Below are 12,468 nucleotides of genomic sequence, written 5' to 3' on the forward strand. Positions count from 1 at the left end.
ACCTGCCCCGGTCGCTGCTTCGATTGTTGTCTATGTCTGCAGATTGCCACTCACATAGATGAGTGTCAACATAGACACATGTCGAACTCAGAGGTTGTCGAGCTGCCGGTCCTCGCACCTGACGCCGGGGTGCGGTGCTGCCCGCCGATCACCGCCGGGGAACTGTCGCAGGACGATGCGGAGAAGATGGCCGCGATGTTCAAGGCGCTGTCCGACCCGGTACGGCTCCGGCTGTTCTCCAAGGTCGCCTCGCACCCGGGCGGCGAGGCGTGCGTGTGCGACATCTCCGACGTCGGCGTCTCCCAGCCGACCGTGTCCCATCACCTGAAGAAGCTGCGCGAGGCCGGCCTGCTGACCTCCGAGCGACGCGGGACCTGGGTCTACTACCGGGTCGCCCCGACCGTTGTGGCGGCCATGTCCGCCATGCTCGACCTGCGCACCTGACCTCGCTCCGCACCTGCAGGCCAACCGACCCGGGCAGCGGCGCGCCGTCCACGCACAGCCGATCACCGTCTGCACGTCATCCGGAAGAATCAACCCGACGCCCCCCATGCGCCAGGAGGAGAACTCGTGCAGGACGCCTTCGGCCTGGAACGCATGCGCGCCGAGCACGCCGAGCAAGTGCTGGCGATTTACGAGGCGGGGATCGAAGAGGGCAACGCCACTTTCGAGACCGCCGCACCGACGTGGGCCTCGTTCGACACGTCGAGGCTTACCGCCCACCGTCTCGTCGCCCTGCGAGCCGACGGGACAATTCAGGGGTGGGTGGCAGCCTCGGCGGCATCCGCCCGTCCCGCCTACGCGGGCGTGGTGGAGCACTCTGTCTACGTCCGCCCGTCGGCACGCGGCCAAGGCGTCGGCGGCTTCCTGTTGGAAAGGTTCATCGCCTCGACGGAAACGGCGGGAATCTGGACGATCCAGGCCGGAGTGTTCCCGGAGAACACGGCCAGCCTCGTACTGCACGAGCGAGCGGGGTTCCGTGTCATCGGCACCCGTGAGCGAGTCGGCCGCCTGCATGGGGTGTGGCGTGATGTCCTGTTGATCAAACGCCGCAGCCCTGTCGTGAACTGACGTGCGGAGCAAGAACGTTGCATCATCCGCGTCCGACCCGGCGTCCTCCGGCAGCACGATCGGCGGCGCGTGGAGCGCGGTGCCGCGGCGCTGACGCCCGGAGACCCTCAGCTCCACCTCGTCACGGGCGATGAGGCCTCCGCACGGGAGGGCAGGCGCACAACCCCCCTGCCCTATGGGCGACATCGGTACGTCTGAAGCCGCGCCGACCACAGCCGCACGCCACGAGCCATCGGTCCACGTCAGATCCGGAACGGACGGCCCCGATCAACCACGTACGTTCAACAGAGCGCGAGCGGACGGTCAGCCTGGCCGACGGCTCTGTCAGGTCGGCGGCGCCCACCGTTCGGTGGCGCTCCCCTGCTCGCCGGCCGGCGTCGCATCGCCCGCTTCCGCCTCGTCGCATCCCGGCGACCGGGCCATCACACCCGATCTCCACGCACTTGTACCATTCGAGTCGACGGGCGAGGGAGACACGCCCGGCGATCTACGAACTCCTATAGGGATTGATCATGGCACGCGTACAAACCGGCTGCCCCGACTGCAAGCGATGCACCAACAGTGCCGTCGGTGAAGGCGCCCGGAAGGCAGGCCGCTGGACCGCGGGCATAGCAACCATGGGTCTCAGCGAAGCGGGTATGGCGTTCACGCGTAACTGCCGAGGGTGCGGGCACGCCATGTCCCTCCACGACCGCAAGGACAACAGCGCGCTCACGCGAGACCTGAATCATCGGGGCGCCCCGGTCGTCCCGGTGAACGCGGCCCCTTACCCTCCCGCCCCGGCCCCCGCTCAGGGGGCACCCGCGCCCACCCCTTCCGCGTGGGGAGCACCCGCCCCTGCTCCGGCGCCCCCGGCTCAGAGCTCACAAGAGGTCATGGATCTCCTGCGGCAACTCGGCGAACTCCGCGATGCGGGCGTCATCACTCCTGGTGAGTTCGAGGCGAAGAAGGCCGACTTCCTTCGACGGCTCTGACCCGAACGGGGTGACCCGGCGGCCTTTCAGCAGGTTCAGCAGCTCGCTTGCCGGGCGCACCCGGCATCCGCGGTGCCAGAGGGCTGTCCCGCAATTTCTGGTGAGCGCACGACGTCAGCTACGGCACCTCGCCGCGTTGTCGAAACGCCCGAATACATCCAGTACGCGGGCGCCTCTCCGCCTTGCGATGCACCGCATCCGACGCCGCGCGCTGATCCACCAGGAGTTGCGGGACAGCCCTAAGGCCTGGAGAGAGAACAGCGAAACCTTCGCCACTCAGCCCGGGGCGGCGAGGGACGCATCGGCGCTCAGTCGGCCGGGGTTGTCGCCACGGCGCTCAGTGATGTGACGGGGCTGCCGGGTCCGATCTCCGGCGATGGCCCGCGCTGTTCGGCCTCGGCACATGGGGTGGGGCCGGAGAGAGTCTCTCCGGCCCCACCCCATGGCGGACTTCCAGGGCCCACGTGGGCCTCGGCACCCGCTTTCCACCGATCAGATCCTGCCGCGCGCCAGCCGGGTCAAGGGGCCCGTCGGCGGCTTGGCGGTCGACCGGCCGATAGCGAAAGCGGCTCCGGCTACACCGGCGACACCCGCTGCGGCTCCGGCGGCGACTGCCTTTCTGTGCTTGATGACGGTCCAGGCCGTGGTGGCCACACTCGCCGCCTTGGCGGCGTTGGCCGTCACCGCCTGCTGCCCGCTCTGCAGACCTGCGACTGCGGCTCGCCCGACGCGTCGGGTGGAATCGCCGGCCGCCCGCACGCTGTCCGAGGCCGAGTTCTTGGCGCCCTCGGCCTCGGACCGCGCCTTGTCCGCGGTGGCGGTGGCCTGCTTGCCGGCCGCCGCGGTGCCGGTGTCGGCGGCCTTCCGTGCCGAGGCGGCGGTCTTGCGGGCGGTGGTGCTCCTGGCCTTGCTCGGGGTGGAGTTCTTGGTGTCCTTGTTTTCAGCGGTCATGGCCTCCTCCTTGCCTTGGGTGATGCGATGAAACCTGGGACGGACGCACTCAGGCCCCGTTGTGCGGAAGCAGGGAGCCGAGCGGCCCCAGGTCGAGATTGAGGTCGTCCATCGTCAGGTCGTAGCGCTCGCACAGCTCTGTCATGCGGTCGTTCAGGATCATCAACGTCATGCCGATGCGCTCCTCCTGATGCTCACTCAGGTCGCCCTGGTCGACGCGGTGGATCGCTGTGCGTTCCATGAGCTGGCGGAGCAGTTCCACGATGGTGAGGACCAGCTTGATGAGATCCCGTTCCACGGTGTCCGGGTCGGTGTGCAGCCTCTGCGCCGCGGCCGAGGGGCGGCCGTCGTCCGGCTCCGCGAGGCTGAGCCCGAACGCCCGGGTCGCGGTACGCACCACTTCGTCGACCGTCGCGCCGGATGTGCCCGCCGCGCCCCGTACGTGATCGCCTTCGGTCATCGTGTCCGCCTCCTTGCCCCGGTGCTCCGCTCGGATACGAAGTCGGGCCGTTGGCTCACCATGGCGCCGGCTCCTCACCGGTGATCGAACGGATCACCGCTCGAAGATTGATGTGGACGAGATCCACGTCGGCGATGGACAGGACGAGATCGCCGGTGAGCACCGCGCCACCGTTCAGCAGGCGGTCCAGCAGGTCGATCAGCGCGACGGGCGGGCCTCCACGGGGCTCGGACTCGCCGAGTACGTCGCCGACGATGCCCGTGCTCACCGCGCGCCTCCTCCACCGTTCGCCACCACAGCGGTGGCGAACGAGTAGGGCGCCCATGGCCCCGTCACCTCGATCGACACCCCGGGGGCGCCGTCGGCCAGCGCAACCAGCTCCTGGCGCAGTTGCTCGGTGTGCTTGCGGGGCACGAGATACGCTTCGTTGGCCACGTTCACCCCGGCGCGGGAGGCGAGCTGTCCCTGCTGCGGGCGGTGCACCGCCCGCGAGGCGGACACCCTCTCCGCCACCTGCGCGGAACGGGCGGCCAGGTCGGACGCCGCCCGGTAGGCGTCCTGGCTGTCGCGCTGCTGGGCCTGGCGCTTCCGCAGATAGGCACGGCCCGTTCCGGCCCCCTCGGACGACGCGGCGGACGACGCCGGGACCGCGGCTGCCGCTGCACGGGGATCGGCGTAGACCTTCACGCCCAGTTCGACGTGTCCCTCCAGCCGGCTCAGCAGCTCCTGGAATTCGCTGCGTTGCCGGACCAGCATGTCGGCCACCCGGGCGTCGTCCAGGTAGACGGTGGCCAGCCGCATCGGCAGGACCGAAGCCTCGGCGAACGCGGCGTCCACCACGGCGTGATGGGCGCGGGCGACCGCTTCGAGCCGGTCCAGGTCCTCCATCTGTGCGGCAAGGCCCTGCTCGCTGAACGTGTCCGCCGGTACGGGAGATACGAGCGCGCACAGCCCTCCCCCGCTCACCGGCCGCAGGGGCCGGCCGTCCACGCCCGGCAGCCGGGAGGCGAGCGCGTGCAGGGCGGGGCCTTCGCGGCCGATGGCGTAGACGTACACCATCTCCTCGCCGTCCCGGCCAAGAAGGCCGGATGGCGCGTTCGGTGGGGTGCTCATCGTTCCTCCTCCCGCTCGGCCGGGGACACTTGACCGTCGGCGTCCGCGGACTCCGTGATCCCGGCCACCGACCGTAGACGGGCCAGTTCGGCACGTAGCTGCTCGTTCTCCTCGGCCAGGGCGTCGCTCCCGGAGCGGGCCTCCGCCTCGCGCGCGGGGCGAGCCCTCGACGAGAGCGAGGGGTCGTGCTCCCACCAGTCGATACCCATCTCCTTGGCCTTGTCGACGGAAGCGACGAGCAGGCGAAGCTTGATGGTGAGCAGCTCGATGTCGAGCAGATTGATCTGGATGTCACCGGCGATGACGATGCCCTTGTCCAGCACCCGTTCCAGGATGTCGGCGAGGTTGGCCGACGAACCCTGCTGCCCGTACGCCGGGGCCGCCCCCCTGGGCGGGGCCGGCAGTCGGCCGGCGAGTGAATCGGCCACGGTTTCTCACGCCTTTCCGTTGGGTCTCGGTGCTGGTCCGTGCGCGGGCCCGGTCACCGGTCGGCGGTGGCCGCACGGCGTCGGGAGCGGCGGGCCGGCCGTGGCTCCTCCTCCGCCTCGTCGTCCTGCTCCTCGGCGTCGGCGGCCTCCTCGTCCGCGTACTCCTCCGGCTCGGCCTCCTCCGGCTCCTCCAGCTCGTCCGCCGGCTCCTCGTCCTCGTCGGCGAGTTCCTCGTCCTGCGGCTCTTCGTCGTCGTACTCGGAATCGGCCTCGTCGTCGGGCTGCTCATCCTCGGACGGCTCATCCTCGGACGGCTCGTCCTCGGAAAGCTCGTCGTCGGACAGCTCGTCCTCGTTCGCGTCGTAGGGCGAGTCCTCGTCGTCGGCTCCGGCACCGTCCTGCGCCTCGCCGCCGTCGGCCTGCGCCTCTTCCTCGTCCAGCGCTTCCTCGTGGCTGACGACGACCTCTCCGTCGCGGATCTCGCCGCGCCAGCTGTCCGTCGCCTCGCCGCGCATCATGATGAACTTGCGGTAGAGCTTGAGGTCAAGTCGGGCCCGGCGGCCCTGGGCACGCCAGATGTTGCCCGTCTTCTCGAACAGGCCCTTGGGGAAGTACTCGAGAACCATCAGGACGCGGGTGAGGTCGTCGGTGAGCGCGTGGAAGGTGACCACGCCCTTGACCGTTCCCTTGGCGCCTTCGGTGGTCCAGGTGATGCGTTCGTCGGGCACCTGCTCGGTGACGTTCGCCTTCCAGCTACGCGTGGACTTGGCGACCTTCACCTTCCAGTTGCTGGTGGTGTCGTCCGTCTTCTCCACGCTGACGACACCCTTGGCGAACGAGCTGAACTCCTGGAACTGGGTCCACTGGTCGTACGCCTCGCGAACCGGCACACCGACGTCGATGTCCTCGACGACGGTGACGCTCTTGGACTTGCCTCCGCCGGATTTGCGCCCCTTGCCGAACAATCCCTTGACCTTGTCCTTGACGGTGTCCTTCAGGTGGGAGACGCCCGCGCTCAGAGCTGCCTGACCGGGCGACTTCCCTTCGCCGAGGGCCTGTCCGCCCTTGGCGATGCTCTTGAGGGCGCCGCCCCCGCCGCTCGGCTCCGCGAGCTTCGACACCGATTCGCCGAGGCGGTGGCCCAGCTGGGTCACCGCGTGCTCGGCGCGGGCCCGGACGTAGTTCTGCAACTCGTCCTTGAGCCGGTCGGTCGCCGGACTTCCGAGCACATCGTTCTTGATTCCGCCGATCGAGGAGTCAGGCATTGCCGCCTCCCCGGGCCTTGCGGGCGCCGGACGCCGCGGTCTTGCGGGCGGCTCCGGCGCTCTTGCGCGCGGGGGCCGAGGACTTGGCCGCGCTCCCGGACCTGCTGCCGGACGCGGACCGGCTCTTCGAGGCGGGCTTCGAGGCGGGCTTGCGGGGTGAGCGCTTGCGCTGCTCGCCGTCGCCCGATTCCTCACCGTCTCGGGGCGCGGTCTCCTCGGCGGTCTCGTCCTCGGTCTCGTCGCCGCCCTCCAGCGCCCGGGTGCGCTGCTGGAGCGAGTCGGCCAGGCTGCCGGCCCGCTGGGTGACGGCCTTGGTGGCTGCCGTCCTGGTGGCGTCCACCAACTCCTTGCGTACCTGGCCGTTGAGCGAACTCAGGACCGGGGAGTCGGCCAGCATCCTGCCGATCTGCCGCGGGTCGAGATCGATCCTCTTACCGAGCAGGAACATCCCGAACCCCAGGGCGAGTTTCGCCTTCTTCGTGCGCCCGAGCAGGTAGCCCCCTACCAGAGCCGCGCCTATCTTGGCATTCTTCGTCATCTGCGTTGCACCTCGGATCTCCCCCGGTCATGTGTGTTCGTGGCTGATGGTCAGGGTCGTGTTCGTGGCTGTGCGTCAGGATGTGCGCCGTCTGCTGTCCCGGTACGCCTCGATCTCGTCGAGCCGGTCGAGCAGCTCGTCCTCGCGCCGGTCGAACTCCTCGTCGTCGATGAGGCCGTTGTTGAGGTCCTGCTCCAGTTGCGCGAGCCGACCGCGCACCGGTTCGGGGTCGTAGTACTCCTCCTCGGCGGCGTGGACGACCTGGTCCAGAACCCAGACCGTCCCTCGCACGGGAGCCAGCGGCAGGGTCAGGATGCTGCTGATCAGACCCATGGCGGCAGATCACCTCCGCTCCTGGGAGCCGGACGGGCCCAGCGGTCAGACGAAGCTGTACGGCGGCAGCGGACCGGTCAGGGTGAACGAGTAGGCATCGCCCCGCTGTTCGGCCTCGCGCTGGACCGCGGCCACGAAGGCGTCGGTCTCCGCCCGGGGCACGAGGAAGGACAGGTTGAGGAAGTGCTGGGGGCCAGGTTCCGCGTGCGAACTGCGGGTGGCGGCATCCGCCAGCCGGCCGGCCACTTCCTCGGCCTCCCTCTGGTGGCGGGCGGCCACCTCGCGGGCGACCGTCTCCCCCAGCGCGACCCGGTCGTCGTGGTTGCCCTCAGTACGCGTCCGCTCGTTGAGCTGCCGTATCCCGTCGTCCTCGGTCATGATCTCCCGCAGGAGGTCGTCCTCGTCCCGGCCGGCCTTGAGGTTGTACTCCACCCGACCGTTCAGTTCCGCCAGCCGCTCCCGGTACCCGTCCGCCTCCCGGTCCAGGGCCGCGGTGACCTCGTCGTCTCCGGGGCCCACCAGGCCGAAACGCATGGGCAGGGTCGCGCCACCCGCCATCAGCGCCTCCAGCACAGTCTGATGAGCCATCACATCGCGTCGCTTGGCCCGAAGTCCGGGAGGCGCGTCGCTGACCACGGCGGCCAGCCGGTCGGTACGCAGGGTGCGCAGCGCGGACGGGGGGTCGCCGACGCCGTGCAGGCCGTTCAGCGGCAACGGGTGGTCGGCGCCGGTTATGGCGTAGATGTAGGTGTGCACCGCTACTCCTCGCGTCGCTGGGACTGACGGCTGGACGTGGTCTTGCGGGCCGGGCGCTTACGAGGTTCCTCCTCGGGCTCGTCGCGCTTGCCCTGCAGCGACTCGCTGAATGCCTCGACGGCCCCGGTCAGGGCGCCCTTCGACTTTCCCTTGGCGCCGTTCTCCGTCATATCGCCGACCAGGTCGGTGAGCTGACTCGGCGCCTTGCGGCCGGATTCGAGATCGAGCCGGTTGCACGCCTCGGCGAATCGCAGGTACGTGTCGACACTGGCCACCACCACCCGGACATCGATTTTCAGGATTTCGATTCCGACCAGGGAGACGCGGACGAATGCGTCGATGACCAGGCCGCGGTCGAGTATGAGCTCGAGAACGTCGTAGAGGTTTCCCGAGCCGCCACTTCCACCGGACGTGGCATTGCTCTGCTGAACGAGTGTCATGGGGAACTCCTTTCGGTGATCTTCGTCTCGTCCGACGACGTGACTTCAGCGACGATCGATCTGGCCCCTGGCATAGCGGCGCAGTCGTTCATAGGACATGAGCCGTCCCTGGGGGTCGAGTTGGACTCGGTAGGACGCCATGACGCTCATGGTGTCCGGAACTCGTTCCAGCTCGACCACCTCCACGTCGGTCGACCATCCGTCGTCGGTTGCCCGCACTGCGGAGACAATTCCTGGCTCGCACCGGAGCATTTCCGTGAGCTGCGCAGACGCTTGTCTCATTGCGGTGGGAGCGTCGACGCGTTTTCCGTCGTTCTCCTTATCGGTGTCCTTCTCGGTACTCATCCTCCACCTGTCGCCGGGGAAGACCGCTCACTGATCGGCCTCCGTTGTTCGGGGCTTCCGGTCGCCTGCCCCTGCAATCCGGACGTATGCGCGAACAGACGAATGGATGGCCGCGATGCGTTTCTCCGGGGGCTTCGCGTCCCGGCGGCCGCGCGAGAAGGCCGCGGCCCGTCGAGCCGAAAGGGGTCCCGGCCGCCGAGCGGGGTATCCGAAGCGGGTACATCGACCGCGAAGGAGTCAGCCATGGAAATCTCCGGACTCGTCAGCGCTCTGATCATCGGTACCGTGGTCGGGCTGCTCGGACGTCTCGTCCTGCCCGGCCGTCAGCACATCGGCGTCCTGTGGACGCTCGTGGTCGGCATCGCCGCCGCTCTCCTCGGCTCGCTGCTGGCGTCCGTCCTGGGCGTGGGCGGCACGCGAGGAATCGACTGGATCGAGTGTCTCCTGCAGATCGTCCTCGCCGGCCTGGGTGTGGCCGCACTCGACCGTGCCCTGGCCGGAACCGAACGTCGGCCCTGAGCACGGCGCACGGTTCGCAGCGGGCGACTCCGTGGGCCGCTCCTCAGCCCTTCCGCAGTTCTGTGGAGGGACCCGTCTCACCCATGGCCCGGCGGTCCTCGTCGGACCACGCACGGGTGTCGCGCGGCTCGACGTAGGGCTCCTCGAACGGGGGGTGGCCGCCCAGGATGGCGCGTTCCCGGGCCATCTCGGCGTCGAACTCCAGGCCCAGCAGGATCGCCAGATTAGTGATCCACAGCCAGACCAGGAAGACGATGACACCGGCCAGCGCGCCATACGTCTTGTTGTACGAACCGTAGTTGGCGACGTAGAACGCGAACCCCGCCGAAGTCACCACCCAGATCAGCAGGGCCAGCACACTGCCCAGGGAACCGAAGGTGAAGCCTCGCCCCTTCGCGTTGGGGGCCGCCCAGTACAGGATCGCCAGCATGGCGGCCACACAGACCACGAGGGCAGGCCACTTGACGATCGACCAGACGGAGAGCGCGGTGTCGCCGATGCCCACCAGCGCGCCGAGCTGACGGGCGATCCCTCCGGTCAGCACCACCATGAGGGCGCTGGCACACGCCAGGAGCATGAGGACCAGAGTGAGCCCGACGCGGACTGGCAGGATCTTCCACAACGGCCGGCCCTCGGGGAGGTCGTAGACGGAGTTCGCCGCGCGCATGAAGGCGGCCACGTAGCCCGAGGCGACCCACAGCGCGCCCAGCAGGCCGACGATCGCCATGACCGAGCCTGTGCCGCCACTGCCCTTCAGTTGGGTGATCGCACTCGTGAGCACATCCCTGGCGGCTCCCGGCGCCAGCTTCCCGACGTTGTCCAGCACCTTCTGGGTGGTCGACTCACCGGCGATCCCCAGGAGCGAGACCAGCACCAGGAGGGCCGGGAAGAGCGACAGGACACCGTAGTAGGTGAGCCCCGCAGCCCGGTCGGTCAGTTCGTCCTGCTGAAACTCCTTGGCTGTCCGCTTGAGCACCGCCCACCACGCGGCCTTGCCCATCTCGGTCGGCGCGGCCGGTGCGTCGCGCTCCACCTGGGCGTCCGGGCCCGCCGATCCGTGCCGATCCCCCTTCTCCTTCTGTTCCGTTCGCCCGTCACTCCCCGGGGCGGCAACACGCGGGGACCCCTGCTCGCTGCGCTGTTCGTTCGCCATGACCGACGCCTACCCCGGACGGCGTCGATATGCCGACCGACGGGTCGCGCCACGTGGGGCCCAACTCCAGGGGCCGGCCCGAGCGGCCGGTTCGGCTGTCCGCGGCGGGTTGGACTGGCCTCGCGGGTTCGACCGGCGCTTCACCCGGCCACGCGCTGAGGACGTACACGACGACCGGTCCCGCTCTCCCCCGGCCTCGTCGTACGCGGAGCGACGTGCCCGCGGGCCGGGTCCGCGGCTGAGCTCGCGGCCTCCGGTGCGCACCGCACCGCACCGGCCCGGGCGGCGCGGTGCGGTGCGGTGCGGTGCGGAGGTGGAGGGAGGTGCGGGGCGGGTGCGGAACCTGGATGGTCAGTCGGACAGTATGGAGTCGTCGTGGACCCGCGCCCCGGGCAACTGGTACCGGGCAGCGATCAGCGCCGCATCGACATCCTGTGTCCCCGTCGACAGGCACAACGAATACGCCAGATCGTCCATACGCTGACGCGCCTCCGCGCTTCCGTCCTCCCCATGCAGGACCTTCAGTGCCTCGTATTCCCTGACCAGGCCCCACAACACCACGGGATGCGCCATCAGCACGGCCGTTCTCCTCACCTCACGGGACACGTTCGTTCGTGCACCGGCTGCCCGGCAATCAACACGACATGCGCAAGTCATTCCGGTTGCCCTTCACAGGAACCCCGTCGCCCGGGCCGCGGGAGTCAGCGGAACGGGGAGCGTCGGACGGACAGGATCGCGACGTCGTCGTGGGGGCCTCCCTCTCCGGCGAACGACCGCGCGTCGTCGTAGAGGGCCAGCGGCAGTTCGGTGGCCGGGAGGGTCACGCGCTCACTGAGGCGTTCGATGACGGGGTAGAACGTGCCGTCGGCGGCGCGGGTTTCGGTGAGTCCGTCCGTGGTCAGCAGCAGCGTCGCGCCGGGCGGGAAGGTGAACCAGTCGACGGTCGCGGGCTCGGAGGAGAGTTCGGCGAGACCCAGGGGAACGCCGGAGCCGAGGACCGGTGTGACGACCGTGGCGTTGTGCAGCAACTGCAGGGGAACATGACCGCAGTTGATGACCTGGACCTCCTCGTGCGCGTCGACGTTGAGGATGAGGGCCGTGACGAACCGTTCATCGTCACCGGTCTGCGCCGCGTAGGAGTTGTGCCGCACGACGGAGGCGTCGAGGGCGTCGACGAGCGCGGTCAGGGTCGGCTCCCGGTGGGCTGCCTCACGGAACGCTCCGATGACGGCGAACGCGGCTCCGACCGCCGGCAGCCCCTTGCCCTGGACGTCACCGATCAGAACCCGGGTCCCCCAAGGAGAGACAACGACGTCGTAGATGTCACCGCCGACGAGCCGGTCCTCCTGCACGGGCTCGTACAGGCCGTCGACCAGCACGTCGTCGGTGAGCAGCGGCATGGGGCGCAGGATGTGACGTTGCATGGCCGCGGCCGTGGATCGCAGCCGGAGCATCTCGGTCTCGCGGCGGGTACGCCGCTGGCAGGCGTACACGGAGGCCGCGCCCAGGGCGAAGGTCAGCACCATCATGAGGATTCCGTCGAGCCATGAGGTTCCGTCTCCCCTGCGGACCAGCACGGTGACGATGACCACGAGCATCGTCCAGGCCGCCACGAAGGCCGTCTGGCGTACGGTGCACAGGGCGGACGCCGTCCCCGGCAGGAAGACGAGAAGCCCGAGAAGCCAGACCGGGGAGTCGGACAGGGCACCGAGGAGCATCACCAGGACGGTCACCGAGACCACGCCGATCACCACGTCGGCCTGGGGCGGTGGCTCGATGGCGTCGAGGGGGTCTGTGCGCCTCGTCGGACGGTTACGGAACACAGCGCCTCCCGGGTTGCTGGTGCATCCCCGTACGTTAGGCAGACCCGACCGTGAGCCCGCCGCGCCCCGCCGCACGGTGTCACCAGCGCGGTGGCCGGTCCGGGCAGGGCCGATGACCGCGCGGCCCTGCCCGCTGCGGGGAGTGGCCGCCTGACACCCCGGACGCCGTCAAGGCTGCTTCGCTCTCACCGTCACCGTCACCGCTCACGCGGTCAGGCCGGGCGGTCCCCCTCGGCGGCGGGGCCGCCCGGTCTCAATCGAGCGGGCCCCGGACGGGCGGTGCAACCCGCCTCCGGACG

The 12,468-nt window shown here is 69.4% G+C and carries 18 protein-coding genes; 4 read left to right on the forward strand and 14 right to left on the reverse strand.

Annotated features, from left to right (window positions below):
- Positions 1–78 precede the first annotated feature (78 nt).
- The 3 genes from OG538_RS05230 (at position 79) to OG538_RS05240 (ending at position 2,045) form a co-directional block, all read left to right on the forward strand.
- Positions 79–444 carry an ArsR/SmtB family transcription factor gene (locus OG538_RS05230; RefSeq protein ID WP_406090618.1) on the forward strand — a complete coding sequence of 122 codons (366 nt, stop codon included), beginning with the start codon at positions 79–81 and terminating at the stop codon, positions 442–444.
- 153 nt (positions 445–597) lie between these two features.
- Entirely contained in the window at positions 598–1,071 is a 474-nt protein-coding gene (locus OG538_RS05235; protein ID WP_406099989.1) for a GNAT family N-acetyltransferase, read from the forward strand.
- 875 nt (positions 1,072–1,946) lie between these two features.
- On the forward strand, positions 1,947–2,045 hold the full coding sequence (locus OG538_RS05240; protein WP_406090619.1) for an SHOCT domain-containing protein: 99 nt from the start codon (positions 1,947–1,949) through the stop codon (positions 2,043–2,045).
- 492 nt (positions 2,046–2,537) lie between these two features.
- On the opposite strand, the gene OG538_RS05245 is transcribed toward OG538_RS05240, so the two are convergent.
- The 11 genes from OG538_RS05245 to OG538_RS05295 form a co-directional block, all read right to left on the reverse strand.
- On the reverse strand, positions 2,538–2,996 hold the full coding sequence (locus tag OG538_RS05245) for a hypothetical protein (RefSeq protein WP_406090620.1): 459 nt from the start codon (positions 2,994–2,996) through the stop codon (positions 2,538–2,540).
- Positions 2,997–3,045: 49 nt separating this feature from the next.
- Positions 3,046–3,456 carry a gas vesicle protein K gene (locus OG538_RS05250; RefSeq protein WP_406090622.1) on the reverse strand — a complete coding sequence of 137 codons (411 nt, stop codon included), beginning with the start codon at positions 3,454–3,456 and terminating at the stop codon, positions 3,046–3,048.
- A 55-nt stretch (positions 3,457–3,511) separates the two neighbouring features.
- The gene (locus OG538_RS05255; RefSeq protein ID WP_406090624.1) at positions 3,512–3,724 is read right to left on the reverse strand and encodes a gas vesicle protein; all 213 of its coding nucleotides are present in this window, start codon (positions 3,722–3,724) and stop codon (positions 3,512–3,514) included.
- Positions 3,721–4,569, reverse strand: a complete 849-nt coding sequence (locus OG538_RS05260) for a GvpL/GvpF family gas vesicle protein (RefSeq protein WP_406090626.1) — start codon at positions 4,567–4,569, stop codon at positions 3,721–3,723. Before OG538_RS05260 ends, OG538_RS05255 begins: the two co-directional genes overlap by 4 nt.
- Positions 4,566–4,997 carry a gas vesicle protein gene (locus OG538_RS05265; protein WP_406090628.1) on the reverse strand — a complete coding sequence of 144 codons (432 nt, stop codon included), beginning with the start codon at positions 4,995–4,997 and terminating at the stop codon, positions 4,566–4,568. Before OG538_RS05265 ends, OG538_RS05260 begins: the two co-directional genes overlap by 4 nt.
- 53 nt (positions 4,998–5,050) lie before the next feature.
- On the reverse strand, positions 5,051–6,262 hold the full coding sequence (locus OG538_RS05270) for an SRPBCC family protein (protein ID WP_406090629.1): 1,212 nt from the start codon (positions 6,260–6,262) through the stop codon (positions 5,051–5,053).
- Complete coding sequence (locus OG538_RS05275; protein WP_406090631.1) at positions 6,255–6,800, reverse strand: hypothetical protein; 546 nt, start codon at positions 6,798–6,800, stop codon at positions 6,255–6,257. Before OG538_RS05275 ends, OG538_RS05270 begins: the two co-directional genes overlap by 8 nt.
- Before the next feature lie 75 nt (positions 6,801–6,875).
- Positions 6,876–7,133, reverse strand: coding sequence for a gas vesicle protein GvpG (locus OG538_RS05280; protein WP_406090633.1), 258 nt, complete (start codon positions 7,131–7,133; stop codon positions 6,876–6,878).
- 45 nt (positions 7,134–7,178) lie between these two features.
- The gene (locus OG538_RS05285; RefSeq protein WP_406090635.1) at positions 7,179–7,889 is read right to left on the reverse strand and encodes a GvpL/GvpF family gas vesicle protein; all 711 of its coding nucleotides are present in this window, start codon (positions 7,887–7,889) and stop codon (positions 7,179–7,181) included.
- 2 nt (positions 7,890–7,891) lie between these two features.
- Positions 7,892–8,329, reverse strand: a complete 438-nt coding sequence (locus OG538_RS05290) for a gas vesicle structural protein GvpA (RefSeq protein WP_406090637.1) — start codon at positions 8,327–8,329, stop codon at positions 7,892–7,894.
- A gap of 45 nt (positions 8,330–8,374) precedes the next feature.
- Positions 8,375–8,674, reverse strand: coding sequence for a gas vesicle protein (locus OG538_RS05295; RefSeq protein WP_406090638.1), 300 nt, complete (start codon positions 8,672–8,674; stop codon positions 8,375–8,377).
- 243 nt (positions 8,675–8,917) lie between these two features.
- Between OG538_RS05295 and OG538_RS05300 the strand changes: the two genes are divergently transcribed.
- Positions 8,918–9,193 carry a GlsB/YeaQ/YmgE family stress response membrane protein gene (locus OG538_RS05300; RefSeq protein WP_406090640.1) on the forward strand — a complete coding sequence of 92 codons (276 nt, stop codon included), beginning with the start codon at positions 8,918–8,920 and terminating at the stop codon, positions 9,191–9,193.
- Positions 9,194–9,236: 43 nt separating this feature from the next.
- Here the strand turns inward: OG538_RS05300 and OG538_RS05305 are convergent, their stop codons facing one another.
- The 3 genes from OG538_RS05305 to OG538_RS05315 all read right to left on the reverse strand — a co-directional run bounded on the left by OG538_RS05305 (position 9,237) and on the right by OG538_RS05315 (position 12,169).
- On the reverse strand, positions 9,237–10,346 hold the full coding sequence (locus OG538_RS05305) for a YihY/virulence factor BrkB family protein (protein ID WP_406090642.1): 1,110 nt from the start codon (positions 10,344–10,346) through the stop codon (positions 9,237–9,239).
- A 351-nt stretch (positions 10,347–10,697) separates the two neighbouring features.
- Positions 10,698–10,925 carry a DUF5133 domain-containing protein gene (locus OG538_RS05310; protein ID WP_406090644.1) on the reverse strand — a complete coding sequence of 76 codons (228 nt, stop codon included), beginning with the start codon at positions 10,923–10,925 and terminating at the stop codon, positions 10,698–10,700.
- Between the two features lie 122 nt (positions 10,926–11,047).
- Positions 11,048–12,169, reverse strand: coding sequence for a PP2C family protein-serine/threonine phosphatase (locus tag OG538_RS05315; RefSeq protein ID WP_406090646.1), 1,122 nt, complete (start codon positions 12,167–12,169; stop codon positions 11,048–11,050).
- Positions 12,170–12,468: the final 299 nt, after the last annotated feature.

It is taken from the genome of Streptomyces sp. NBC_01013 (assembly GCF_045162765.1).
Classification (GTDB): Bacteria; Actinomycetota; Actinomycetes; order Streptomycetales; family Streptomycetaceae; genus Streptomyces.